This is a genomic window from Streptomyces sp. NPDC031340 (genome assembly GCF_055569945.1).
In genome coordinates this window covers 1-24,374 of record NZ_JBVIIE010000093.1, presented here as the reverse complement: position 1 = coordinate 24,374, position 24,374 = coordinate 1, and the positions used below count along the sequence as shown (strand labels likewise).

The 24,374-nt window shown below is 73.3% G+C and carries 20 protein-coding genes; 11 read left to right on the top strand and 9 right to left on the bottom strand.

All coding sequences use genetic code 11. The annotated features are described in order from the left end of the window. The first annotated feature begins 188 nt into the window (after nt 1-188). The 5 genes from ACZ5GT_RS39290 to ACZ5GT_RS39270 are packed head-to-tail and all read left to right on the top strand — an operon-like array spanning nt 189 to nt 5,462. Nucleotides 189-1,151 carry an STM4015 family protein gene (locus ACZ5GT_RS39290; protein ID WP_469036319.1) on the top strand — a complete coding sequence of 321 codons (963 nt, stop codon included), beginning with the start codon at nt 189-191 and terminating at the stop codon, nt 1,149-1,151. Next, nucleotides 1,148-2,398: an STM4014 family protein gene (locus ACZ5GT_RS39285; protein ID WP_469036317.1), complete on the top strand. Its 1,251-nt coding sequence runs from the start codon at nt 1,148-1,150 to the stop codon at nt 2,396-2,398. Before ACZ5GT_RS39290 ends, ACZ5GT_RS39285 begins: the two co-directional genes overlap by 4 nt. A 7-nt stretch (nt 2,399-2,405) precedes the next feature. Next, the gene (locus tag ACZ5GT_RS39280) at nt 2,406-3,221 is read left to right on the top strand and encodes an STM4013/SEN3800 family hydrolase (protein WP_469036324.1); all 816 of its coding nucleotides are present in this window, start codon (nt 2,406-2,408) and stop codon (nt 3,219-3,221) included. After that, nucleotides 3,218-4,555 carry an STM4012 family radical SAM protein gene (locus tag ACZ5GT_RS39275; RefSeq protein WP_469036315.1) on the top strand — a complete coding sequence of 446 codons (1,338 nt, stop codon included), beginning with the start codon at nt 3,218-3,220 and terminating at the stop codon, nt 4,553-4,555. Before ACZ5GT_RS39280 ends, ACZ5GT_RS39275 begins: the two co-directional genes overlap by 4 nt. A 10-nt stretch (nt 4,556-4,565) precedes the next feature. Continuing rightward, nucleotides 4,566-5,462, top strand: a complete 897-nt coding sequence (locus tag ACZ5GT_RS39270) for an STM4011 family radical SAM protein (RefSeq protein ID WP_469036312.1) — start codon at nt 4,566-4,568, stop codon at nt 5,460-5,462. 19 nt (nt 5,463-5,481) lie between these two features. On the opposite strand, the gene ACZ5GT_RS39265 is transcribed toward ACZ5GT_RS39270, so the two are convergent. The 3 genes from ACZ5GT_RS39265 to ACZ5GT_RS39255 form a co-directional block, all read right to left on the bottom strand. Beyond that, nucleotides 5,482-6,576 carry a carboxylate-amine ligase gene (locus ACZ5GT_RS39265; RefSeq protein ID WP_469036310.1) on the bottom strand — a complete coding sequence of 365 codons (1,095 nt, stop codon included), beginning with the start codon at nt 6,574-6,576 and terminating at the stop codon, nt 5,482-5,484. A gap of 225 nt (nt 6,577-6,801) precedes the next feature. Continuing rightward, complete coding sequence (locus ACZ5GT_RS39260; RefSeq protein WP_469036307.1) at nt 6,802-8,364, bottom strand: hypothetical protein; 1,563 nt, start codon at nt 8,362-8,364, stop codon at nt 6,802-6,804. A gap of 168 nt (nt 8,365-8,532) precedes the next feature. Next, nucleotides 8,533-9,294, bottom strand: a complete 762-nt coding sequence (locus tag ACZ5GT_RS39255) for an SDR family oxidoreductase (RefSeq protein ID WP_469036304.1) — start codon at nt 9,292-9,294, stop codon at nt 8,533-8,535. Between the two features lie 347 nt (nt 9,295-9,641). Between ACZ5GT_RS39255 and ACZ5GT_RS39250 the strand changes: the two genes are divergently transcribed. Further along, on the top strand, nt 9,642-10,466 hold the full coding sequence (locus ACZ5GT_RS39250) for a DUF1684 domain-containing protein (RefSeq protein WP_469036301.1): 825 nt from the start codon (nt 9,642-9,644) through the stop codon (nt 10,464-10,466). A gap of 114 nt (nt 10,467-10,580) precedes the next feature. Here the strand turns inward: ACZ5GT_RS39250 and ACZ5GT_RS39245 are convergent, their stop codons facing one another. The 4 genes from ACZ5GT_RS39245 to ACZ5GT_RS39230 are packed head-to-tail and all read right to left on the bottom strand — an operon-like array spanning nt 10,581 to nt 17,790. Next, entirely contained in the window at nt 10,581-14,468 is a 3,888-nt protein-coding gene (locus ACZ5GT_RS39245) for an nSTAND1 domain-containing NTPase (RefSeq protein ID WP_469036298.1), read from the bottom strand. Further along, nucleotides 14,465-14,896, bottom strand: a complete 432-nt coding sequence (locus ACZ5GT_RS39240) for a hypothetical protein (protein WP_469036296.1) — start codon at nt 14,894-14,896, stop codon at nt 14,465-14,467. The genes ACZ5GT_RS39245 and ACZ5GT_RS39240 overlap by 4 nt, the downstream gene beginning before the upstream one ends. Before the next feature lie 16 nt (nt 14,897-14,912). Further along, entirely contained in the window at nt 14,913-17,141 is a 2,229-nt protein-coding gene (locus ACZ5GT_RS39235; protein ID WP_469036294.1) for an outer membrane protein assembly factor BamB family protein, read from the bottom strand. Nucleotides 17,142-17,151: 10 nt separating this feature from the next. Beyond that, nucleotides 17,152-17,790: a toll/interleukin-1 receptor domain-containing protein gene (locus ACZ5GT_RS39230; protein ID WP_469036292.1), complete on the bottom strand. Its 639-nt coding sequence runs from the start codon at nt 17,788-17,790 to the stop codon at nt 17,152-17,154. A gap of 178 nt (nt 17,791-17,968) precedes the next feature. Here ACZ5GT_RS39230 and ACZ5GT_RS39225 point away from each other — a divergent pair, with 178 nt between their 5' ends. Then, nucleotides 17,969-19,108 carry a helix-turn-helix domain-containing protein gene (locus ACZ5GT_RS39225; RefSeq protein WP_469036289.1) on the top strand — a complete coding sequence of 380 codons (1,140 nt, stop codon included), beginning with the start codon at nt 17,969-17,971 and terminating at the stop codon, nt 19,106-19,108. A gap of 111 nt (nt 19,109-19,219) precedes the next feature. Next, nucleotides 19,220-19,978 carry a class I SAM-dependent methyltransferase gene (locus ACZ5GT_RS39220; protein ID WP_469036285.1) on the top strand — a complete coding sequence of 253 codons (759 nt, stop codon included), beginning with the start codon at nt 19,220-19,222 and terminating at the stop codon, nt 19,976-19,978. A gap of 129 nt (nt 19,979-20,107) precedes the next feature. Here ACZ5GT_RS39220 and ACZ5GT_RS39215 read toward each other — a convergent pair whose 3' ends face one another. Next, nucleotides 20,108-20,545, bottom strand: coding sequence for a hypothetical protein (locus ACZ5GT_RS39215; protein WP_469036284.1), 438 nt, complete (start codon nt 20,543-20,545; stop codon nt 20,108-20,110). Nucleotides 20,546-20,766: 221 nt separating this feature from the next. Next, nucleotides 20,767-21,654 (bottom strand): LysR substrate-binding domain-containing protein, encoded by an 888-nt coding sequence (locus ACZ5GT_RS39210; protein WP_469036282.1) that lies wholly within the window; start codon nt 21,652-21,654, stop codon nt 20,767-20,769. 55 nt (nt 21,655-21,709) lie between these two features. Between ACZ5GT_RS39210 and ACZ5GT_RS39205 the strand changes: the two genes are divergently transcribed. The 3 genes from ACZ5GT_RS39205 to ACZ5GT_RS39195 form a co-directional block, all read left to right on the top strand. Then, on the top strand, nt 21,710-22,942 hold the full coding sequence (locus tag ACZ5GT_RS39205) for a thiolase family protein (RefSeq protein ID WP_469036322.1): 1,233 nt from the start codon (nt 21,710-21,712) through the stop codon (nt 22,940-22,942). Next, nucleotides 22,939-23,607: a 3-oxoacid CoA-transferase subunit A gene (locus tag ACZ5GT_RS39200; RefSeq protein ID WP_469036279.1), complete on the top strand. Its 669-nt coding sequence runs from the start codon at nt 22,939-22,941 to the stop codon at nt 23,605-23,607. The genes ACZ5GT_RS39205 and ACZ5GT_RS39200 overlap by 4 nt, the downstream gene beginning before the upstream one ends. Beyond that, on the top strand, nt 23,604-24,374 hold a 771-nt coding region (locus ACZ5GT_RS39195; protein ID WP_469036276.1), incomplete at its 3' end, for a 3-oxoacid CoA-transferase subunit B. The genes ACZ5GT_RS39200 and ACZ5GT_RS39195, both read left to right, overlap by 4 nt.

Below are 24,374 nucleotides of genomic sequence, written 5' to 3'. Positions count from 1 at the left end.
TGCGGACTTCGTCGTCGGGAGTCAGTGACATGCAACGAAAGTACCTTGCGCCTCCTGCCTCAGAGCGCTTGACGAGCAATAGGAGCATCAACGGCCCGAATCCCGCCCCGGCGGCGGCCGTTGTCAGTCCCTGTTGGTAGAACTGCCGACATCACCAGCCGCACCCCCTCTCCCACCGGAGCAACCGCATGACCATCAACAGTCACCTCGACTCCTTCTTCGGGCTGCCCAGCCACACGTTTCCGGGCCCCGACGCGGAGACGGACGACCTGCCCGAGGCGGACTCCGTGGCCTGGCGCCTCACCAGCGACGTGTACGACGCCGACGAGAACTGGACGGAGGCCTTCACACGGTTCTGCGCCGCCGTCGACACCACCCGGGTGCGGGCCCTGATCGTGGGCTCCTGGGACGACGCCTACGACTCGCCCCCGGACTCCGTCATCTCGGCGCTGCTGGCCGCACGGGACCGCTTCCCCCGGCTGCGTGCGCTGTTCCTCGGGGACATGGTGATGGAGGAGTGCGAGATCTCCTGGATCAACCAGACCGACGTCACCCCGCTGCTGACCGGCTTCCCCGCCCTGGAGGCGTTCGGGGTGCGCGGTGGGTCGGGGCTGGAGTTCCCCGCCGTCCGCCACGAGGCGCTGCGCGAACTCGTCGTGGAGGCCGGAGGTCTGCCGGCCGGTGTGGTGCGCGGGATCGCCGCCAGCGACCTGCCGGCGCTGGTCCACCTCGACCTGTGGCTCGGCACCCCCGACTACGGCGGCGACAGCGAGGTGTCCGACCTCGAAGGCATCCTGTCCGGCGCCCGGCTGCCGCGGCTGCGTCATCTGGCCCTGCGCAACAGCGAGATGCAGGACGCCGTGGCCGCGGCCGTCGCCTCCGCCCCCGTCGTCGAGCGGCTGGAGGTGCTGGACCTGTCCATGGGCGTGCTGACCGACGAGGGAGCCGGCGCGCTGCTCGGGGGTCAGCCGCTCACCCACCTGAAGAAGCTGGACCTCCACCACCACTACCTGAGCCAGGCGTTCGTGGACCGCGTCCTCGGGACGCTGGAACCCGCGGGCGTGCAGGTCGATCTCGACCGCGACGACGCGGAGGAGGAGGAAGACGAGAGCGACGGCACGGTCTGGCGCTACGTCGCCGTGGGCGAGTGAACACACCGTCCGGCGCCCGGCCGCGCTTCGCCGTCGTCGGCAACCCGGAGAACCGCCGGGTGGCCCTGTTCGCCGACGCGGTGCGCGCGGCCGGCCTGCCCGGCCCGCGGGTCGTCCCCTGGGCGGATGTGCTGCGCGACGAGGGGGCGGACTTCGCCGCCGACGAGATCGTGCGGATCGACTCCCCCGGGGAGAACGCCGAGGTCGACCGCGTGCTCCGGGGCACCTCGGACCCCACCCGGGTCGAGGGTTCGGCCCGCTGGTACGCCGGGTTCACCGCCGCGCTGCGCACCCTGCGCGGCGGTGTCCGTCTGGACGACCCCGGGGACCTCGCCGTGCTGTTCGACAAGCGCCGCTGCCACGGGGTGCTGCGCGCGGCCGGCGTTCCCGTGCCTGCCTCGCCCACGTCCGGGCCGGGCGGCGCCCGGGTGCGCGGCTGGGACGACGTACGCGTGCTGATGCGGGAGCACCGCATGCCCCGGCTGTTCGTCAAGCTCGCTCACGGGTCGTCCGCGTCGGGGGTGCTCGCCGTGGAGACGGGCGGCGGGGGCCGGATCAGGGCCACCACCTCCGTGGAGACCGCCGCCGACGGCCGACTGCACAACTCCCTCAAGGTGCGCCGCTACGAGCGGGAAGCGGACATCGCCGGCATCGTCGATGCGCTCGCGCCCGACGGACTGCACCTCGAACGCTGGCTGCCGAAGGCCTCGTTGCACGGTCGCGTCACCGACCTGCGGGTGGTCGTGGTGGCCGGCCGGGCCACCCACGCGGTGGTCCGCACCAGCCGCGGCCCGCTGACCAACCTGCACCTCGGCGGCGCCCGCGGCGACCTTGACGCGGCCCGGCAGGCCGTCGAGGCGGCGGGCGCCCGCTGGACCGACGTGCTGGAGGTGTGCGAGCGGGCCGCGGCCTGCTTCCCGCGCACCCTGTGCGTCGGTGTGGACCTGCTGCCGGCCATCGGCTGGGGCAGGGCGTTCGTCGGCGAGGTCAACGCCTTCGGCGACCTGCTGCCCCGGCTGACCGGCCTGCCCGGCAGCGGCGCCGAGGGCCTGGACACCTATGGCGCGCAGGTGACGGCCGCCCTGCGCGCGCACGCCCGGCCCGGCCCGCCCGACCCACTGCTCGGCCCGTCCCACCCGCTCCACCCGCTCGGCCCGCTCCACCCGCTCCACCCGCTCCACCCGCTCCACCCGCTCGAACAGCTCCACCCGCACAGAACAGGAACACCGCGTGCCCGTACCCGATGAGCCCGACATGAACGAGGTCGTCGGCCGCCACGACATCCTCCTCGTCACCCTCGACACGCTCCGCTACGACGTGGCCGCCGAGCTGGCCGCCGAGGGCCGTATCCCGCACCTCGCCCGCCGTCTCCCCGGCGGCGCCTGGGAGAAGCGGCACGCGCCGGGCAGCTTCACCTACGCCTCCCACCAGGCGATGTTCGCGGGCTTCCTGCCGACCCCGGCGACGCCCGGCCCGCATCCCCGGCTGTTCGCGGCGAAATTCGCCGGCAGCGAGACCACCGCCGACCGCACCTTCGTCCACGACACACCCGACCTGGTCTCCGGACTGGCGAAGGCGGGCTACCACACCGTGTGCATCGGGGGCGTGGGCTTCTTCAACAGGCAGGGCCCGCTCGGCTCGGTCCTGCCGGGCCTGTTCCAGGAGTCCCACTGGGAGCCGGAGTTCGGCGTCACCTCGCCGCACTCCTTCGAGCACCAGATCGCCCGCGCGGAGCAGGTCGTCGCCCGACTGCCCGCCGAGCAGCGGCTGTTCCTCTTCGTGAACGTCTCCGCCCTGCACCAGCCGAACTGGTTCCACCTGCCCGGCGCGACCCGCGAGGCCGGTGACACCCGCGAGACGCACGCCGCCGCGCTGGAGTACGTCGACCGGCACATCGGCCGCCTCTTCGCCGCCGCGAGCTCCCGCCGCCGCTGCTTCGCGATCGTCTGCTCCGACCACGGCACCGCCTACGGCGACGACGGCTTCACCGGCCACCGCCTCGGCCACGAGTCCGTGTGGACCGTGCCGTACGCCCACTTCTTCCTCGACCCCGCCGAGGCCGTCCGATGACCACTGCACAGCTCACCAGCCCGTACCAGCACTACGTGTACGCCTACCCGCACAAGACCGCCTACCGCGCGCTGCCGGACCGTCCCGCGCTGCGGTCGCTCTGGGCGGCGGAGGACAAGAGCGCCCTCTCCCTCTATCTGCACATACCGTTCTGTGAGGTGCGCTGCGGCTTCTGCAACCTCTTCACCCGCATCGGCGCCCCCGACGGCCTGACCGGCGCCTACCTGGACGCGCTGGAACGGCAGGCCGACGCCGTGCGCGAGGCCCTCGGCGACACCGGCGACGTCCGGTTCGCCACCGCGGCCTTCGGCGGCGGCACCCCCACCTTCCTCACCGCGGCGGAGCTGGAGCGCCTCTGCGACATCGCCGAGCAGCGCATGGGCGCCGACCTGCGCGCCGTCCCGCTGTCCGTCGAGGCCTCGCCCGCCACGGCGACCGCCGACCGGCTCGCCGTCCTCGCGGACCGCGGCGCCACGCGCCTCAGCCTGGGCGTGCAGAGCTTCGTCGACTCCGAGGCGCGTTCCGCCGTACGCCCGCAGCGCCGCTCCGACGTCGAGGCCGCGCTCGCCCGCATCCGGGACACCTCCGTCCCGGTGCTCAACATCGACCTGATCTACGGCATCGACGGCCAGACCGAGCGGACCTGGCGGCAGTCCCTGGACGCGGCCCTGGCCTGGCGGCCCGAGGAGCTGTACCTCTACCCGCTCTACGTCCGCCCCCTGACCGGCCTCGGCCGGCACCGCACCGGACCGGGACCCGACCCGGCCTGGGACGAGCAACGGCTGCGGCTGTACCGCGCGGGCCGCGACCACCTCCTCGAACGCGGCTACACCCAGCAGTCCATGCGGATGTTCCGCCGGGCCGACGCCCCGCCGCAGGGCGCCGACGACTACGCCTGCCAGACCGACGGCATGATCGGCCTGGGCTGCGGCGCCCGCTCCTACACCAGCACGCTGCACTACTCCTTCGACTACGCGGTCGGCATGCACGAGATCCGCGGCATCATCGACGCCTACGTCTCCACCTCCGACTTCGCCCGCGCGGAGATCGGCTACCGCGTCGACGCCCATGAGGCGCGCCGCCGCCACCTCCTGCAGTCCCTGCTGCAGGCCGAGGGCCTGGCGGCCGGCGACTACCGTGCCCGCTTCGGCAGCGCCCCCGCCGACGACTTCGGGGCCGAGCTCCGGCGCCTCGCCGACCGCGGCTGGCTGGCCGGCACCGGCCCCGACCGGCTGCGCCTGACCCCGGAGGGTCTCGCCCACTCGGACGCCATCGGCCCGGAGCTGTTCTCCCCGGCCGTACGGGCCGCCATGGCCGCCTACGACAGGAAGTGACCGACCCGCGATGGACCTGACCGTCCTGTACCGGGGCCCGCTCGCCTCCTGCGACTACGACTGCCCCTACTGCCCGTTCGCCAAGCGGCGCGACTCGACAGCCGAGCTCCGCGCCGACCGCACCGCGCTGGAACGTTTCGCGGGGTGGGCCGGCGCCCAGCACGACGACCGCCTCTCCCTGCTGTTCACCCCGTGGGGCGAGGGCCTGGTGCGTTCCTGGTACCGGCGCACCCTCACCGAGCTGTCCCACCTGCCGCACATCCGCCGGGTCGCCATCCAGACCAACCTCAGCTGCCGCACCGACTGGCTCGCCGGGGCCGACCTCGGCACCCTCGCCCTGTGGTGCACCTATCACCCGGGCCAGACGCCCTACGACCGCTTCCTCGCCAAGTGCCGCGAACTCGCCGTCCTCGGCGTCCGCTTCAGCGTCGGGGTCGTAGGGCTGCCCGAGCACCTGGCGGCGGCCCGCCGGCTGCGCGCCGATCTGCCCGGCCACGTCTACCTGTGGATCAACGCGGCCGAGGGGCACACCTACCACGACGCCGAGGCCGACGAGTGGACCGCGCTCGATCCGCTGTTTCCCTACAGCCGCCGGCCGCATGCCAGTGCCGGGCTGCCCTGCCGCACCGGCGACACCGTCGTCTCGGTCGACGGCGCCGGCACCGTACGCCGCTGCCACTTCGTCCGCGACGAACTGGGCAACCTCTACGACGGCTCCTACCGGGCCGCCCTGCGCCCCCGGCCGTGCCCGCTGGCCTCCTGCGACTGCCACATCGGGTACGTGCACCTGGAGACCCTGCCGCTGTACGACGTGTTCGCGGGCGGCGTCCTGGAACGCGTCCCGGCCGCCGTGCCCGGCCCGCCGTCCGTCGCCCTGCTGCCGCCTCCGCGGTCCCGGGGGCGGTGACCACGGTGGAGCGGCCGCGTCAGGTCATGCCGCTCTGGCCGCTGATCAGGTCGGTGACCGCGCGCAGGCCGCCCTCGGCGAGGGCGGCGCGCTGCCGGTCCGCGCCGGTGCCGTCCTGCAGCAGCCGGTGGGTCAGGGAGGTCACCTGCCGGGTGTCGCCGGACATGTCGAGCGCGGGAGCGACGTACCGCAGGAGCTCGTACAGCACGTCTCCGGCCCGGCGGGGCCGGCCGATCGGGTCGACCAGGGTGCCGCCCAGGCCGTGGCGGGCGGCGTGCCACATGCCGGCCTGCAGCAGTTCGGGGGCGCATTCGAGGGCGGGAGCCCCGGCGGCCACCTCCGTCAGGGCCGTGTCCACCAGGGCGCGGACGATCCCCGCGAGCATCACCGCGTCGTCCACCCGGAGCTGGACGTCCGGGCACCGTACCTCGAGGGTGGGGTACCGGTCCGAGAGGCGGGCCTGCCAGTACAGCTGGCCGGTGTCGGAGATGAGGCCGCTCTCCAGGAGCCGCTGCACGCGCCGGTCGTAGTCGGCGATGTCGTCGAAGTGCGGGGGGACGCCGCTGACCGGCCAGCGGCTGAAGATCACCGTGCGCCAGCTCGCGAAGCCGGTGTCGTGGCCGTCCCACAGCGGGGAGTTCGCGGACATGGCGGTGAGCGTCGGCAGCCAGACCCGGAGGCGGTTCAGCACCTGGACGGCTTCTTCGCGTCCGGGGACGGCGACGTGCACGTGCATGCCGTTGACCAGTTGCTCGGCCACCAGCTGCGGCGCCTGCGTGACCATGGCCCGGTACCGTGCCTGGTCGGTGACGGCCACCGGGCGACCGTGCCGCACGGGCGGTGTCCCGCAGGCCGCGATCCGGCAGCCGTGCTCCTCCGCGGCCACTCCCACGGCGTGCCGCAGCCGCAGCAGGTGCCCTCCGATCTCCTCCAGCGCGCCGCACACCGGAGTGGCCACCTCGACCTGCGCCTGGAGCAGCTCGTACTGCACCTCCTGGTCGGCCACGAGGTGCCCCAGCCCCGCCGCGACGCGGACCTTGTCCGCCTGCGGCACCGGCAGGCCCGTGACCGGGTCGAGCAGCAGAAACTCTTCTTCCACGCCGATCGTCGTCATCGACCGCCCTCTGTTCCGCCCGGCTGGCGGGCTGCCGGGCCGGATCCCGATACGCCGGCCGGCCGGCGTGTCTCCCGCGCCGACGGCCGCTTCGGAGGGGTCGGGGTCACGTGCGGGGGAGATCCGAGTGCCGCAGCCAGATTACGACAAAACATTACAATCGGGTACGAGATCGCCTCGGCGAGGGTGTACCGCGGGCGCCGTGCCCAGCCGGAGGTCGGCGCTCTACGGCGCGAGGTAGACCCGGTATCCGGCGAGGGAGCCGGGGGCGGGCAGCGGGCGGGAGGGCCAGGACCTGGCGTAGGCGGGCGGGCGGCCGCCCGGGGCGACGAGGGCGGCGACGTTGTGGTCGCGGGTGGCCGCCGCGATCCCGGCGGCGGTGATGTTGACGTTGGGTCCCGTGGTGGCGATGGACAGGCAGCCGCCGTAGTAGGCGATCGGGATCGTCGCGGGGCCGTTCACCAGGCACGGCGGCCGGACGCCGAGCTGCCGCAGGCCGTCGGCGATGCGCTTCCAGTCCCGGTGGTTGGCGTCGGTGCGGACGACGATGTGGCGGAGGACGGCGTACTGGACGGCCAAGTGTCCCAGGAGCCCTAGGGCGACCAGGGAGGCGGTCGCCCGTCGCCACCGCGGGCCGGCCGCCGTGAACGCCGCCCACACCAGGCAGTCCGCGACCGGCAGGGCGAACAGCGCGTAGGCGGGCAGCAGGAAGCGGGGCGCCGCGTAGTCGATGAAGAACAGGTACGGGACCGCGGAGGTCACCGCGCAGGCCGTGACCAGCAGCGTGTCGGCGCGGCGGCGCCTGCTGCGGGATCTCAGGGCGAGCGTCACCCCGCCGGCGGCGGCGACCGGCAGCACCAGCCACCACAGGTAGACGACGGGGCTGGGCCAAGGGGCCTGGCAGGGTCGGCACAGGCTGATCCCGGCGAGTGAGCGGAGCTGGTCGCCGATGGCGATGTGCCAGCCCAGGCCGCCCTGGAACTCGCTGCCCTGGTGCAGCCGCTCGGCCAGGCCGCCGAAGCGCACGTACGCCTCGGCGATCCACTCGGCCGCCCCGGCGGCGAGCCCCAACAGCACCGCGGCGAACAGCGCCGGGCGCCGCCACCGGCGGACCAGGACGGGAGCGGCCAGCAGGGGCAGCGCCGTCCAGACGGCGTCCGTGGGCCGCATCAGAGCCGTCGCGGCGGCGCAGCCGGCGAGGCCCCACAGGGGTCCGCGCAGGGACGGGTCGTCCGCGGCGCGCAGGAAGCAGCCGACCGCCGCGAGGGCGGCGAGCGCGACCCACAGGTTCGGCATGGCCTGCGGCCCGTAGAAGACGGTGATCCACAGGCTCGCGAAGAGCAGTCCGGCCAGTGCCAGCACCGCCGGGGGGCGTCGTCCGCGCCAGGCCCGCAGGGCCAGGAACAGGGCCAGTCCGGAGACGGCGGCGAGGTAGACGCGCAGTGCGACGGTCGACGTGGTGAGGGTCGCGACCGGCCACACCAGCACCGAGACGCCACGGGCGCGGGGCGCGCTGAAGGCGGTGGTGGGAGCGTGATGGCCGACCTGGCTGACGTAGATGACCTCGTCCCAGCCCAGGCCGAGACGGGGCGGCACGAGGAGCAGCTGGGCGAGCGTGAACGCCACCGCGGCCGCGGCCGGCCAGCGCCACCAGGGGCCTTGCGAAGCGAATGCGGCCGGGCCGCGTCGCGCGGGGGCGGCCGGCGCGTCCGCGCCGCGGGTGACGGCCTCCCGGACGGCTGCCGACGAGGTGGGCGCCGTTCGGTCCAGGTCCTGCTCTCGCTCCATCGGAGTGCTCCTCCCGTCGTCGCGGCCAGTCAAGGCGACGGGTGGGAGCAGCGCACTCGGAGCGGGCCGAAGGACTGACGCGGCGGGGCGGGAGGCGGACGCGAGGGGTGAGCGGTTCGCCGCTGCCGGCGGACGTGCCGGGACCGCCGCGGCGTCCGGGGGGAGCCGTCAGACCAGGCCCCCGTTGGCCCGCAGGATCTGGCCGTTCACCCAGTGCCCTTCGGGGCCGGTGAGGAAGGCGACCACGCGGGCGATGTCCTCCGGGGTGCCCAGCCGTTCCAGCGGCGGGGCCTCGGCGAGCCGGTCGATCTGCTCGGGGGTCTTGTCGGCGAGGAACAGTTCCGTGGCCGTCGGCCCGGGGGCGACCGTGTTCACGGTGACGTCGCGTCCGCGCAGCTCGCGGGCGAGGATCAGCGTCATCGCCTCGACGGCGCCCTTACTGGCCACGTAAGCGCCGTAGCCGGGGAACTGGGTGCCGACCACGGAGGTCGAGAACGCCACGAACGAGCCGCCCGCCCGCAGTCGCCGGGCGGCCTGCTGGGCGACGACGAAGGCGCCGCGGACGTTGGTGCGGTGCAGGTCGTCGAACGCGGCCAGGTCGAGGTCGGCGATCGGCGACAGAGCGAGCCGGCCGGCGGAGTTCACTACGACGTCCACGCCGCCGAACTCCTCAGCCGCGCGGTCGAACAGCGCGGCGACCTCCTTCTCGTCCGCCACGTCCGCCCGCACGGAGATCGCCCGTCCGCCGGCCGCGGTGATCGCCGCCACCGTCTCCTCGGCGGCGGTCGCGTCACTGGCGTAGTCCACGACGACGGCCAGGCCGTCCCCGGCGAGCCGGTGCGCGACGGCCCGTCCGATGCCGCGTGATCCGCCGGTGACGACGGCGACCCGTGCGGCCGCCGGTGTGTGAGTGGGGTGGCTCGTAGTCATGCCTCCACGATGCGCGACGCCGGGCGCGGCAACCAGGGGACGTCGTCCCCTGGGTCGGCGGCCCCGGCCGTGCGGGCGCGCCGACGGGCGGGCGCCGGGCGCGCGGGCGGGGGCGGTCTTCACCCCGCCGTCCCGTACACATGACTGAAAAGAAGCTGTCACACACGAACCGGAATGCGGGTCCGGACGCGGACGGTTCTGACTGGCATGACAGCAGGCGAAAGCGGAGGCCGTGGCGGCCGGGCTGCGGCCGGCCTGGTTCGGGCAGACGCCGAACACGCCGGCCCGCCCCGCGCATACCAGTACACCCGTGCGAGGCCGGACCTCGAAGGAACGAAGGAACCCTCATGAGCACTGACGTCACCACCGCGGACCTCCAGGCCTTCACCGAGGACTGGCTCGGCTGGTACCGCGCGCACGAGGAGCGGCTCGCCGACCCGCACGGATTCCTGGCGGTCACCGGCCTGCACTGGCTCGACGAACGGCCGCAGCGCTTCCCCGACGCCCCCGGCGCCTGGCACACCGGGCGCGACGGCGTCGTCGTGACCCTCGACGAGGGCGAGGAACTGACCGTCGAGGGCTCCCCGGTGCGCGGTGAGCACCGCTTCGGCGTGCTTCCCGAACGCGGTGGCGTCAACGCCCGGTGGGGGGACGCCGTGATCGAGGTCGCCAAGCGCGGGGGCAACGACATCGTGCGCCCCCGGCACCCGGACGCGCCGCTGCGCACCGGCTTCACCGGCACCCCGGCCTACCCGCCACATCCGCGCTGGGTCGTGACGGGCCGTTATCTCCCCTTCGACGAGCCGCGCCCGACCACCGTGGGCGCCGCCGTCGAGGGGCTGGAGCACGTGTACGACGCCCCGGGCCGGATCGAGTTCACGCTGGACGGACGGCAGTTGTCCCTCACCGCGTTCCCGGGCCCCGGAGAGGGCCGGCTGATGGTGCTGTTCACCGACGCGACCTCCGGGGTCACCACCTACGCCGCCAACCGCTCCCTGACCGTGGAGCCGCCCGCCGCCGACGGCACGGTCGCCCTGGACTTCAACCGCGCGGTGAACCTCCCGTGCGCGTACACGGACCTGGCCACCTGCCCGCTGCCGCCCGCGGAGAACCGGCTGCCGGTGGCGATCGAGGCGGGCCAGAAGATCCCGCGCGAACGCGGCGGGGCCTGACCGGGCCACCCGCGCCCGAGGACGCCTCGGGCGCGGGCTTCCGCACCGGCCGGCACCGCGCCGCCGGCCAGGCCGGCAGGAGAAGACGGCACCGGCCCGGGCCTCACCGCCGGGTCACCCGCAGGGTGGGTCGTACGGCAGTTGGGTGGTGACGTATCGGCTCCACTGCTGTCGGCTCAGGGCGCCGGAACTCGCGGCGCAGATACGGCTGATGGCGGATTCGACGTTCAGATCCCAGAGTGTGGCCACGCCGTCGTCGGTGGTGGCGGCCAGGGTGTGACCGTCCGGGCTGAACGCCAGGACGGCGACGTATCCGGTCTCCACGGTCAGCGGCCGGCCGATGGGGGCGGGGTGGTCGGGATCGGTGACGTTCCACAGGTTGATGGTGCCGCTGTCGGTGTGGCCGGCCGCCGCGAGGGTGTGCCCGTCCGGGCTGAACGCCACCGACCACAGGCTGCCGCCGGGTACCGTCAGCGGACTGCCCCTGCGCGTGAGGTGGTTGGGGTCGGTGGCGTTCCACAGGGTGACGGTGCCGCGGCTGTTCCCGGTGGCGAGCGTGCGGCCGTCCGGGCTGAAGGCCACCCAGGTGCTGGTGGTGGCCGGCTGCTCGATCGGCTCCCCGATGCGGACCCCGGGGTCCGTCGTACTCCACAGCCCGACGGCACGGTTGCTGCCGTCGCCGCCGGCCGCCAGCATCGTGCCGTCGCGGCTGAACGCCAGGGAGAAGACGGACGACGTGTGGGAATTGGAGATTCCGGGCCGGGCGTCGGGGTGCGCGGGGTCGCTGACGTCCCACAGGGCGATGCTGCCGAACTCGTCGTCGCCGGCCGCGGCCAGGGTGTGGCCGTCGGGGCTGAACGCCAGGGAGAAGACGGGCCCGCCCGCGCCGGTGAGGGTCTCACGGAGGCGAACGGGACGGCTGGGGTCGGCGGTGTTCCACAACGTGACGGTGCCGCCGCCGTCGCCCGCGGCGAGGGTGCGCCCGTCCGGGCTGAACGCCACGGCGTCGACCGGGTCCTTCGGGCCGGTGAACGGTTCACCGCGCGGAGCCGGGTTGTCGGGGTCGGCGGTGTTCCACAGCGAGACGGTGTTGTTCTGGTTTCCGGCGGCCAGGGTGCGCCCGTCGGGGCTGAACGCCACGGACGCCACATTGCCGCCGGCGCCGGTGATCCGGGTCGGCGGCAGGCTCCACAGATCGACGTTGCCGTCGGCGTTCCCGGCGGCGAGGGTGCGGCTGTCCGGGCTGAACACCACGTCGGTCACCGCGTCGCCGGGCCCGGTCAGCGGTCGGCCCAGAGGGCCGATGGCCGCGGGGTGGGTGACGTTCCACAGATGGACGGTGTGGTCGGCGCTGCCGGCCGCCAGGGTGTGACCGTCCGGGCTGAACGCCACCGACATGACGGGCTGGGCGGGACCGGTCAGCGGCTTGCCCAGGGGGGTGGGGTGGCGTGGGTCCGCCACCTTCCACAGGTGGACCTTGCTGTCTCTGGAGCCGGCGGCCAGGGTGCGGCTGTCGGGGCTGAACGCCAGGGAGGCGACGCGATGCCCGGCCTTCAGGGAACCGCCGCGGTCGGCATGGTCCGGGTCGGTGGTGTTCCACAGTCTGACGGTCCCGGCGTCGTCGTCGCATGCGGCGGCCAGGGTGCGCCCGGTGGGGCTGAACGCGATCCGACGGGAGAAGACATCGGGACAGTCGAGGTCCAGGGGCGCTCCCGCAGGGGGGACGTCGTCGGGGCGGGTGACGTTCCACAGGCTGACGAATCCGGCGTGCCATCCGGCGGCCAGGGTACGGCCGTCCGGACTGAACGCCAGCGATTCGATGGAGGTCGCGGCGTCCCAGCCCTGGATGGCGGGACTCTTCGGCCGGCCGAGCAGGACGGGGTGGCTGGGACTGGTCAGGCTCCACAGGTCGACGAATCCGCCGGAACCGCCGTCGCCGTTGTGGATGGTGTGGCCGCCGACGGCCAGCACCCGGCCGTCCGGGCTGAACGCGAGCGACAGGATCGAGTTGACGGAACGGTCCACGGGTACGGGCCGGCCCAGCGCGACCGGACGGCTGGGATCGGAGACGTCCCACAGCCGGACGAGGTTCTGGTCGACGTTCCCGGCCGCCAGCATGTGCCCGTCGGGGCTGTAGGCCACCGTGTACACCACGCCGCGCGGGCCGGGAAGCCGGGTGGCCAGCGGTGTGTTCTCGGTCGCGACGAGCCGGGACGCCGCCTCCGGCTTCGGGTCCATACGGTAGGCGGTCAGCGCGAGTTGAGCGGACAGCGAGGGATCGGTCGGCGCCAGTTGCACGGACGCGGAGGTGACGGCGGCGTTGATGGCCTGGTCGCGGGCTCGCAGGGCCTGGGCGGCGGCGGCCCGGGCGTGGGACTCCTGCCGGAAGGCGAACACCGCGGCCAGCGAGGCGACCACGGCCAGGGCGGTGATGGTGGCGACCGCGGCGCGCCGGAGCCGTTGCCCGCGCCGCTGGTGGTGGCGGGCGGCCGCCAGAAACGCGCCGGCTGAGCCGCTGAGTTCCGGCCCGTGCGTTTCGGCCCAGGCGAGGGCGGCCTCCAGACGGTTGCCGCGGTACAGCGCGGCCGTCTCCCGGCCGGCCTGTTCCCACAGCGCGGCCGCCTCCTCCAGATCCTGTCGTACGAGGTTCCCGTTGCGGTCGTGCTCGATCCAGTCCCGCAGCCGGGGCCAGGCGCGGATGAGCACCTCGTGTGTCATCACCACCGTGTCCTGGTCCCGGGTCAGCAGCCGGCCACGGGTGAAGTCGTCCAGGACTCCGACGGCCGCTTCCCGGTCCGGCGCGTGCCGCAGCAACTCGTCGTACCGGACGCGCCGGCGGCTGTCGTCGGCGTCGCGTCCCACGATGACGAGCCGCAGGAACACCCACCGTGCGGCCTCCTGGCAGGGCGGCGGCAGGGTGTCGTAGAGCCTGTTCGCCGTGGTGGCGATGGCGCCCTGGATGCCGCCGGTGACGCGGTATCCGTCCACGGTGAGCGTGTGGCCGTGGCGCTGCTGCCAGGTGGCCCGCAGCGCGTGCGCGAGCAGCGGCAGCCGACCCGTGGTGCTCGTACCGACCGGTCCCCCGACCGCGCCCAGGTCCGCCAGCAACACCTCGACCAGGCCGTCCTCGACGTCGAGGCCCACGTTGCCGGCCGGGCGGCGGATCGCGTCCTTGAGTTCGTCCTCCGTCATCGGCTCCAGCAGGACCGGTCCGGCCTGGAGCGCCGCCCGGAGCTGCGGGTGGGCCGTGCACGCGGCATAGAAGTCCGCGCGCACTCCCAGCACGACCGCCGCACCGCCCGTGGGCCGGGCCAGACGGTCGAGCACGTCGATGAGCCACTGCCGTTCGGTCTCGTCGCCGCAGGCCGTGAAGATCTCCTCGAACTGGTCGACCACGACGACCAGGCCAACGGAGGGGGACTCGCCGGTGGGCGCCGGATCGCCGGCTCCGGTGATCTCACGCAGCTCGGCAAGGCACCGTGCGGGATCGTCCCGCCACGCCGGTGCCGTGCGCCGGGCGGTCTCGGCGTCGAGCCCGGCGGCGGCCGCCAGTGCCAGGGCCGGGGACGCCGTCGGGGTCAGCAGCAGCCGCGGCCAGGTGCTCGAGCCCGCCACCGGAAGCCGGCCGTCGTCCAGGGCCGGCAGCAGCCCGGCCGCGAGCAGGGACGACTTCCCGGCCCCCGAGGGACCGATCAGCACCAGCGGGCCGCCCTCACGCATCCGGGCGTCCATCCGCTCGCACACGAGGTGAACCATGCGCTCACGGCCGTAGAACCACTGCTTGTGCTCCGCGCCGAACGGGGCCAAGCCCGGGTACGGGCAGAGCACCTTGTCGGCGCCGGGGCCGGGCACGGTTCTGCGCCCCTCGTCGCCGAGGCGCACGTGGAGGTCGCGGCCGGCCTGGAAGACGCTGCCGCCGCCGGTCGCGCTCCCCTTCAGCCGTTTCGGCTGCCAGAGGGGCGGCCCGTCGGGGGACGAGGCGCCGGTACCGCGTTCCGTCACGCCTGCCCGCCCCTGGTGACGGTCATGTCCCGGCCGGCCAGGAAGGCATCGCCCCCGGAGACATGTGCCTCCAGCGTCATCGAGCCGGTGATCTGCTGTTCCGGGGTTCCGGCGGCGCGCGGTTCCGCGCCGAACAGCGCGCGCAGCTCGTCGACGGCGTCCGGCCGCGTGGCCAGCAGCCGGATGATGCGGGCCTGCCACTCGGCGACCAGGAGCCCCTGGAGCTCCTGGCCGTCGCCCGTCTGCTGTGCCTGAAGCAACTCGCCCCGCGCATCGTCGAGTTCCTCCTCGACGCGCTCCGGGTGCGCGGACCGCCACAGCGACAGGACCGAGGATTTGACCGCGGCCCAGCCGTCCGTCGCCAGCAGATCGATCAGGCGCGCCGCGGCCGCCGAGGCCAGGCCGGCGAGTTCCACACTGGTCTCCATGTCGTCTCCTTGTCCCTTACCGCCCGTGGGCCGCGATCGCGGTCAGTGTCAGGTGGGAGGCGACGAACACGTGGTCGCCGCCCACCGTCCACAGGAACCCCACGTCCGGCTGCCCGGCGTCGCTGTATCTCCACCGGGCCCTGCCGGTGGCCGCGTCGATGGCCCACAGCGTCTTGGCGGAGTCGGTGGCGAAGACGGTGTCGGCCGAACACCGGGCGCTCATGCCGGAGGTCCTGAGGGAGGCATTGAACATGTTGGAAATGCCCATTTCGCCGGCCCCGTCGAGCGTCGCGACCCACTGGAGCGTGCCGTCGGCCGTGGTCAGGGCGGCCAGGTCGCTGCCGACCGGTACGTAGACGGTCGTGCCGTCCAGGCCGGCGAACGGGGCGCCGATGTGGACCTGGTCCCCGTTCTTCGCGTCGAAGCGCTGATGCCACTTCTCGTTGCCCGTGGCCGCGTCGACGGCGAACAGTGTGTCGCCTTTGCCTCCGGCGAACAGGAACAGCCCGGCGGCGTAGCACGTCAGCGGCCAGCCGGTGGTGAAGTAGAACGATGCGTACGGGACGGATACGTTCCAGCCGCGGGCGCCTTTCCGGCCGGCGTCGATCATCTGGACGCGGCCGGGTTTCTTGCCCGAGGGAACGGCCGAGGTGGCCAGCAGGTGAGAACCGGAGGGCGGCACGAGCACGTTGTTGATGTCCGTGCCCTTGACGCGCCACAGTCCCTTGCCGGTCGCGGCGTCGAACGCACGGATGTAGCCGGCGCTCGGAGACTCGGTCGAGAATTTGCCGTCCAGCTCGAGCAACCCCCCGCACACGTAGACCGTGTCGCCCGCGGCCGCCACATAGTTGCTCAGGTACATCGCCGCATGCGTGCCGCCGCCGGGATCGGTGTCGGCCATCTTGGTCGCCCACTTCACCTTCCCGCTGGCGGCGTCGAACGCCGCCAGCAGCCCTGACTGACTCGGCGTGTCGCAGAGCAGGTAGAACACTCCGTCCGCGTACGCCGTCGGGTACTTGAGGCTGGACGTGCCGGTGTCGTTGGTCGTGTTCAGCTGGGGGAACGCGGTTTTTCCGGTCGCGGCGTCCAGGAAGGACGTGGCGGCGCCCGTGACCACCATGACCACCTTGTCGGAGGCTTCCAGGCAGGTGGGGGCGTGCTTTCCGGCGCCCGACCATGCCTTGGTGGCGTCGGGTGCGGCCAGCACGATCCGTTCCGGTCCGTCCGTCGAGGACGGCGACGCGGAGCGGCCCGGCGTGGATCGCGTGCCTGACGGAGCGGCCGGCCGCGTGGTGGACCCTGCCCCGCCGGCCCGGCCGTCGGGTGCCGGCGACGAGTCGCCGGAGAAGGCGAGTGCCGCCGCGGCTCCGCCGAGTACGGCCGCGCCCCCGGCCAGACCGATGATCAGCTTCCGGCGGCTGACACCTGGGCCGGCGGCGATCACCGGCGGCGGAGGGAACGGGCCCCGGCCGCCGCCCCCGGCGGACACCGGTCCCACCGCCGCGGTCGCGGCGGCCATGTCGGCGGTCACCGCCGGCGGCAGCCAACTGCCCGTCAGGGCAGGCAGGTTCTGGCGCCTCAGGTAGTCGACGAGTTGCTCAGCGGTGGGGCGGTCCGGCGGTTCCGGGTACAGGCAGCCGCCGATCACCTCGCGCAGCGACCCGGGGAGGGCGCCCGTGTCCGGCTCGCCTCCGGAAGCCGCGAACAGCACGGTCGCCCCGAGGTCGAACATGTCGTCCGTCGGTGAGGGGGCCGGCCTGCCGGTGGCTGTCACGATCCCCAGGGCGGTGATGCGGGGCCCGTCCATGGTCAGCAGCACCGAGTCCGGGCTCACGTCGCCGTGGACCGTCCCGGCCGCGTGGAGTGCGGCCAGCGCCTGGGCGAGGCCGTCGGCGAGCACCCGCAGAGCCGGTTCGGACAGCGGGCCGTGCCGGTCCACCGCCTGCCGGAGCGGCAGTCCGGCGGTGAACCCGGTCGCCAGCCAGGGAACCGGCGCGTCGGCGTCGGCATCCACCACGGGTACGAGGAAGGCACCGGACAGGGTCCGTGCCGCCTCGACGGCGGCTCGGAACCGGTCCCGGAACCCCGGGTCCGCGGCGAGTTCGGGCCTCACGACCGTGACCGTGACGAGCAGCCCGTCGTCCGTGCGGGCCGCGAAGACTTCGCCCGCGCCGACCGTGCTCTGCTTTCCGAGCAGCGCGTACGGCCCGATCCGATGAGCACCCTCTGCTCCGGGAAGATCCATGGTCCGTCCCTCACGCCAGCCTGATGGTCTGATCACGGGCCGCCTGGTAGGCGCTGCCGCCGCCGGACACATGGGCCGTCATGGTCATCGACGGCTGTGGATCGGCGGCCGGTGCCGTGCCGTGCCCGGGTTCGACGGCGGGGTCGGTGTCGGTACCGGCATCGATTCCGGTATCGGTGTCGGTACCGGACAGGAGAGCGGTCACCGCGTCGCCCAAGTGCTCCAGCCCGGCCGGCAGATGGGTCTCCGGAACGCGGAGGAACTGCAGGCGCGCCAGCTGCGCGATCTCGGCCGGCAGCGCGGAGGCGTCGGGCAGCATCGTCGCGTCACCGAGAAGGACCGGGACGACGCGGTTTCCCGCCCGCAGAGCTGTGGCGATCTCCAGGCGGACCCAGTCGTGCGCCCGGTCCAGCAGCCGCACACCGTCCTCGCCCCGTGCGTCGAGCCATCCCGGCCCGATCAGTACGCACATGAGCTCGCACTCGGCGGCCTGCCGCCGCAGGATCTGGGCGAAATCGGCCCCGGGCGGTATCGACCGGCCCGACTTGAAGATCTCGTCGGCACCCAAGCGGTCGGACAGCGCGCGGTAGACGCGGTCTCGCATCCACCGGGAGTCCGGTTTGCGAAAGCTGAGGAAGATGCGCGGCACGATTGCCCCCTCTCCGGCAAGCCCTGACGTCAGGGTTCGTGCTCACCCTAGGGGCGGCGTACACGCTCGTCGGCTATTCGCCGAGGATTGAATAACGACCGTGCGGCTCCGTACGCTGACTGGTATGGACCCGGTGGACAGCGCGGCAGGGACGGTCCCGGCAGGGAGATCGACGAGCATGCGCCTGCCGCCGGGCGACTTCGGCGTCGTCCTGGCCACACTCCGGGCCCGTCGGGGTTGGAGTGTGCGGGAGTTCGCCCGGCGTGCGAACGTGTCCGAAGGGCAGATCTGCAATCTGGAGAGCGGGTTGCGCAACCCGACGCCGGCGGTGGCGGCGGCATGCGACGCGGCCTTCGGCACCGGCGGGCAACTCGTCGAGCTGGCCGGGGCCGGCCGTCGCGGCGCCCGAGCCGAGAGCGTCGTCGAGGCCGGCCCCGTGGTCGCCGGATACGAGCGGGTGCTGTGGGAGCTGAAGGACATCGGCAGATCCACCGGACCGAGGTTCGTCACCGCTTCGATGAAGTCGATCACGCGGATCCTGACGGAGGCCGCTCCGCACGCCGTTGGCGAGCAGCGCGCCGAAATCTGGCTGCTGGCCTCGAAGTTCGCCGAATACACCGGGTGGATGGCACAAGAGGCGGGAAATCCCGCGGAGGCGTTGCGCTGGACGAATCTCGCCGTTCGCTGGGGCGCACACGGCGGGGACGAAACGGTGGCCGCGTACGCCCTGGTCCGCAAGGCGTTCATCGCCCAGCACCGCGGTGACACCTGTGCCGCGATCGGATTCGCCGACCAGGCGGCCGGGCACCCGGCGGCCAACTCGGTGATCCGCGCGCACGCCGCGCGACGCGCGGCCCAGGGACATGCGCGCCGCGGCGACGCGGGGGCCTGCCGGGAGGCACTGGAGCGGTTCACGAGCCACGCCGCCGAGGCCGTCGGCGACCGGACCCCTCACTGGGGTCCGCGCATCGAGAACGGCAACCCTCGGCTCATCGAGGCGTCCTGCATGCTCAGCCTTCGTCGCTTCGAGCCGGCCGCCGAGCTTTTCGCCGCCGAGCGCCGGCGCCGGCCGGCCGTCCCGGCGGACAGCAACTCCCAGGCCCGCTTCACGGTTCGGCAGGCGACGGCGCTGGCCGGTCTCGGCCGCCTCGACCAGGCCTGTCAGATCATGGAGGCCACGCTGCCCGTGATCGAGCGCATCGACTCGGCCACCGTCCGCGCGGAGCTGGGCCGTTTCGTGGAACAGGCCCGGATCCGGAGAGCCGGCCCGGGTCAACTCGCCGTCATCGACGCATCGGCCGCCCTGGCGATCGGCTGACAGTCGCGATCGGCTGACAGTCGCGCTCGGCCGGCCGTACAGAGGGGGCAGTGAACGCCGGCTGCCGAGTACCGCTGACAACTCCGCCCTCCGACCGGAAAGATCACGGTCATGGCATCCCACCCGACCCAGGCCCGTGCCCTTTCCTTCGACAGCGTCGCCGCGCAGTACGCTGCCGCCCGTCCGGGCTACCCGCCGGCCCTCTTCGACGCCGTGGAGGAACTCGCCGGCCGCGCGCTGGCCGGCGCCGACGTGCTGGACTGCGGCGCCGGCACCGGTATCGCCACCCGGCTGCTGCGCGAGCGCGGCGCCCGCGTCGTCGCCCTGGAGCCGGGTGGCGGCATGGCCGCGGAGCTGCGCCGGGCCGGGCCGGACATCCCGCTGGTGCGCGGCGAGGGGAACCGCCTGCCCTTCGCCGCCGGCAGTTTCGACGTGATCACTTACGCCCAGGCCTGGCACTGGACCGACCCGGCCCGGTCCGTCCCCGAAGCGCTGCGCGTGCTGCGTCCGCACGGCGTGCTGGCTCTGTGGTGGAACCAGTCCGACGTCCGCGTGCCGTGGGTCGAGGCAGAGGAGGCCCGGCTCGCGCCCTTCGCCCACGGCTTCCCGATCACCGTGGCCGAACTGTTCGCCTCCTTTCCGGTCCAGGCGTTCACGCGTGAGATCACGTGGTCGCGCCGGATCACCGTCGAGGAGCACATCCGCAACCTGAGCACCCACTCCCACTTCGTGATCATGAACCCTGCCGAGCGGGCCGCGCTCCTCGACGCGAACCGCGCCGCGCTGACGCGGCTCTTCCCGGACGGCGAGCTCGACGAGCCGTACCGGTGCGGCCTGACCGTCCTGCGGCCGGCCGCGGCTCAGGCGTGAATGCGAGGTGGCGGCGAGCGCGGCGGCCCGGCCGTGATCCGGAGGTCACGGCCGGGCCCTGGGGCCGGGCTGGGTACTCCCCGCAGGTCGTACACCGGGCCGCGGGCAGGCGGGCGATGCGTCCGCCGGTCACCACCTGGCGCTGCAGTACATGGTCCGACCGTGCATGTCGCAGACCCTGAGGTAGACCTTCTTCGCCCCGTAGTACACGTGCGTGGAGTAAGGATCGACGTTCTTGACGTCGTAGCGACCCGAGTTCCAGTAGATCTCGGCGATCACGAAGGCGTTGGCGTCGACGGACTTGGCGCCGAAGTGGCCCTTGTAGCCGCCCTTGCTGTAGCGGTACCAGGTCTTCCAGACGTGGGCGGCCTTGCCGTGGATCCACAGCGTCGTCCGAGGAACCGAACTCGTCGCGGTCACCTGGGCCGGTGAGACCGCGGTGGCGCTCGCGGACTGTGGGACAGCCGCTGCCGGAGTCGCTGCGACGCCTCCGCCGATCAGCGCGGTGCCGCTCGTGAGGAGCAGCGCGCTCGCGGACACCAGTCCCAGACGTGAGCGGGTGATCATGGGCAACCCCCTGGATGCGTTGTCGTGGCGAGGGCGGCGCGGGGTGGACCGCGCCGCCCGGCTTGCGTCATCGACGTCGCCGGACCCCTCCCGCCCTCCTACAGCGACCGCTGCCGATCGGGATACTTGTGGACCGTCCCACGCTCTGACCTGCTGGGACGCCGCCGGGCCTGACGAAGTCCCGGGACGCGGCCAGGCCCGGTGGGCGCGGCGGGCGCTTCTCAGCCGCGGACGCACTCCTCGATCACCGAGGCGACCTGCCGTGTCGCCGGGGAGTTGCGTTCCGTCCGGCGGGCCAGGACGAGATCGACGGACTCCGTCTCGGTCAGCGGTACGTAGGTCGCGCCGTCGAGCCGCAGGCTCTGCACCGACTGCGGCACCAGGGCCACGCCGTGTCCGGCGGCCACCAGGACGACGAGGGTGGCCGTCTCGCCGACCTCGACGAGGGACGCGGGCTGGAAACCCGCCCGGTCGCAGGCGGACAGGACCCGGTCGTACATGGCCGACCGCGGCTGCGAGGGGTGGATGACGAAGGTCTCGTCGGCCAGCGCCCGCAACGAGATCCGCGGCTCGGCGGCCAGCGGGTGGTGCGCCGGCAGTACGGCCACCAGCGGCTCGGTCCGCAGCGGGGTGACGTCGACCCGTTCGGCGTCGGCCGTGCCGGCGCGGGACACCGCGAGGTCGTAGGCGCCGGTGAGCAGGCCGTCCACGAGCTGGGGGGTGAGCAGTTCGCCGTGCAGGTCCAGGGTGATGCCGGGCAGCCGGGCGCGCACGGTGCGGGCGACGCGGGGCAGCACGTCGTAGGTGGCGGTGCCGATGAAGCCGACGGACACCCGCCCGGCGCGGCCGGTGGCCAGCTCCGCCAGGTGGACGCGCGCCCGCTCCTCCTCTGCGACCAGTGTGCGGGCGTAGCCGGTCAGGTGCCGGCCGGCCTCGGTGAGTTCCACGTGCCGGGTGGACCTGGTGAACAGGGCGGTCCCCAGCTCGCGCTCGAGCTGCTTGATCTGCTGGGAGAGGGCCGGCTGTGCGACGTGCAGACGGGCCGCCGCACGGCCGAAGTGGCACTCCTCCGCGAGGGCGAGGAAGTAGCGGACCTGACGCAGCTCCATGGGACCATTCTATAAGGTGTGCTTATCAATGCTGCATCACTAGGTCTTGGACGTGATGAAGGGTGACGCCTACCGTGAAGGCGTGACCGACAGTTACCTGTACGCAGCGTCAAGAACACCTTTCGGACGGTTCTCGGGGGCCCTCGCCGGCATCCGGCCGGACGACCTCGCGGCCCACGCCGTCACCTCGGTGCTGGCCAGGACGCCGGCGCTGGATCCGGGCGAGATCGACGACGTCGTCTGGGGCAACGCCAACGGCGCCGGCGAGGACAACCGCAACGTCGGCCGGATGGCCGTCCTGCTGGCCGGACTGCCCACCTCCGTGCCCGCCACGACCGTCAACCGGCTGTGCGGCTCCTCCCTGGACGCGGCGATCATCGCCTCCCGCGCCATCGAGACCGGCGACGCCGACATCGTCCTCACCGGCGGCGTGGAGTCGATGACCCGCGCCCCGTGGGTCCTGCCCAAGCCCGAGCGCGCCTTCCCCGCCGGGGACGTGACCGCCGTGTCCACCACGCTCGGCTGGCGGCTGGTCAACCGGCGCATGCCGAAGGAGTGGACGGTCTCCCTGGGCGAGGCCAACGAGCAGTTGGCCGACCGGTTCGGCATCCCCCGGGAGCGCCAGGACGAGTTCGCCGCCCGGTCCCACAACCTCGCCGACGCCGCCTGGAACGCCGGTTTCTACGACGACCTGGTGGCGCCGGTGGCCACCGACGCCAAGGGCGGCGCCCTCAGCCGGGACGAGGGCATCAGGCCCGGCTCCGGCGTCGACAAGCTCGCCGCGCTGAAGCCGGTGTTCCGGACCGACGGTGTGATCACGGCGGGCAACGCGTCCCCGCTCAGCGACGGTGCCTCCGCCGTGCTGCTGGGCTCCGGGGCCGCCGCGGACCGCATCGGCGCCGATCCGCTGGCCCGCATCGCCGGCCGCGGCGTCTTCGCGCTGGACCCGCAGATGTTCGGCTTCGCCCCCGTGGAGGCGGCGAACCGGGCCCTGAAGAACGCAGGCATCTCCTGGTCCGACGTGTCCGCGATCGAGCTCAACGAGGCGTTCGCCGTCCAGTCGCTGGCCTGCGTGGACGCCTGGAAGATCGACCCGGAGACGGTCAACGCCAAGGGCGGCGCCATCGCGCTCGGCCACCCGCTGGGCGCCTCCGGCGGCCGGCTCCTGGGCACGCTGGCCCACCGGTTGCGGGAGTCCGGCGAGCGGTGGGGCGTCGCGGCCATCTGCATCGGCGTCGGCCAGGCACTCGCCGTCGTCCTGGAGAACGTCACGGAGCGGAACCGATGACCGTACAGCTGTGTGATCACGCCGACGACGCGGTGGCCGGGATCGAGGACGGCTCCACGGTCCTCGTCGGGGGCTTCGGCATGGCCGGTATGCCGGTCGAGCTGATCGACGCGCTCATCCGCCAGGGCGCCAAGGACCTGACCGTGGTGTCCAACAACGCCGGCAACGGCGACACCGGACTCGCCGCGCTGCTGGCGAAGGGCCGGGTCCGCAAGGTGGTCTGTTCCTTCCCCCGGCAGTCCGACTCGTGGGTCTTCGACGGCCTGTACCGGGCCGGCGAGATCGAGCTGGAGGTCGTGCCGCAGGGCAACCTCGCCGAGCGGATCCGCGCCGCCGGGGCCGGCATCGGCGCCTTCTTCTGCCCCACCGGCGTCGGCACCCTGCTGGCCGAGGGCAAGGAGACCCGGGTCATCGACGGCCGCACCTACGTCCTGGAGTACCCGATCAGGGGTGATGTGGCGCTGATCGGCGCGCACCGGGCCGACCGGATGGGCAACCTCGTCTACCGCAAGACCGCCCGCAACTTCGGACCGGTCATGGCGACCGCCGCGACCACCGTGATCGCGCAGGTCCACGAGATCGTCGAGACCGGCACGATCGATCCGGAGACCGTGGTGACGCCGAGCATCTATGTCGACCGCGTGGTGCAGGAGACGACCGCATGAGCACGAACGCACAGTCCACCGAGGTGCGCGGCCCGCTGGGCAAGCACGACATCGCCGCCCTGATAGCCCGCGACATCCCCCGTGGCGCCTTCGTCAACCTCGGCATCGGCCAGCCCACCCTGGTCGCCGACCACCTGCCGGCCGACTCCGGGGTGGTGCTGCACACCGAGAACGGCATGCTCAACATGGGGCCCGCCGCGCACGGCGACGAGATCGACCCCGACCTCACCAACGCGGGCAAGATCCCCGTCACGGAGCTGCCCGGAGCGGCGTACTTCCACCACGCCGACTCCTTCGCCATGATGCGCGGCGGCCACCTGGACGTGTGCGTGCTGGGCGCCTTCCAGGTCTCCGCGGCCGGCGACCTCGCCAACTGGCACACCGGCGAACCCGACGCCATCCCCGCCGTCGGCGGGGCCATGGACCTGGCGATCGGGGCCAAGAAGGTGTTCGTCATGATGACGCTGTTCACCAAGGCGGGCGCGCCCAAGCTGGTGCCCCGGTGCACCTACCCGCTGACCGGGCTGGGCTGCGTCGACCGCGTCTACACCGACCTCGGGGTCTTCGACATCACCCCGGAGGGCGTCGTGGTCCGCGAGACCTTCGGCATCACGCTCGACGAGCTGGCGGGCCGCCTGGACCTGTCCCTGGTCCCGGGGGGGGGGGGGGGGGGGGGGGGAGGCGACCCCCCCCCCCCCCCCGGGGGGGGGGGGGGGGGGAGAGGGGGGAGGAGGGGGCCTCCTGTGCGCCAGTGGAAAGGGGAGAGG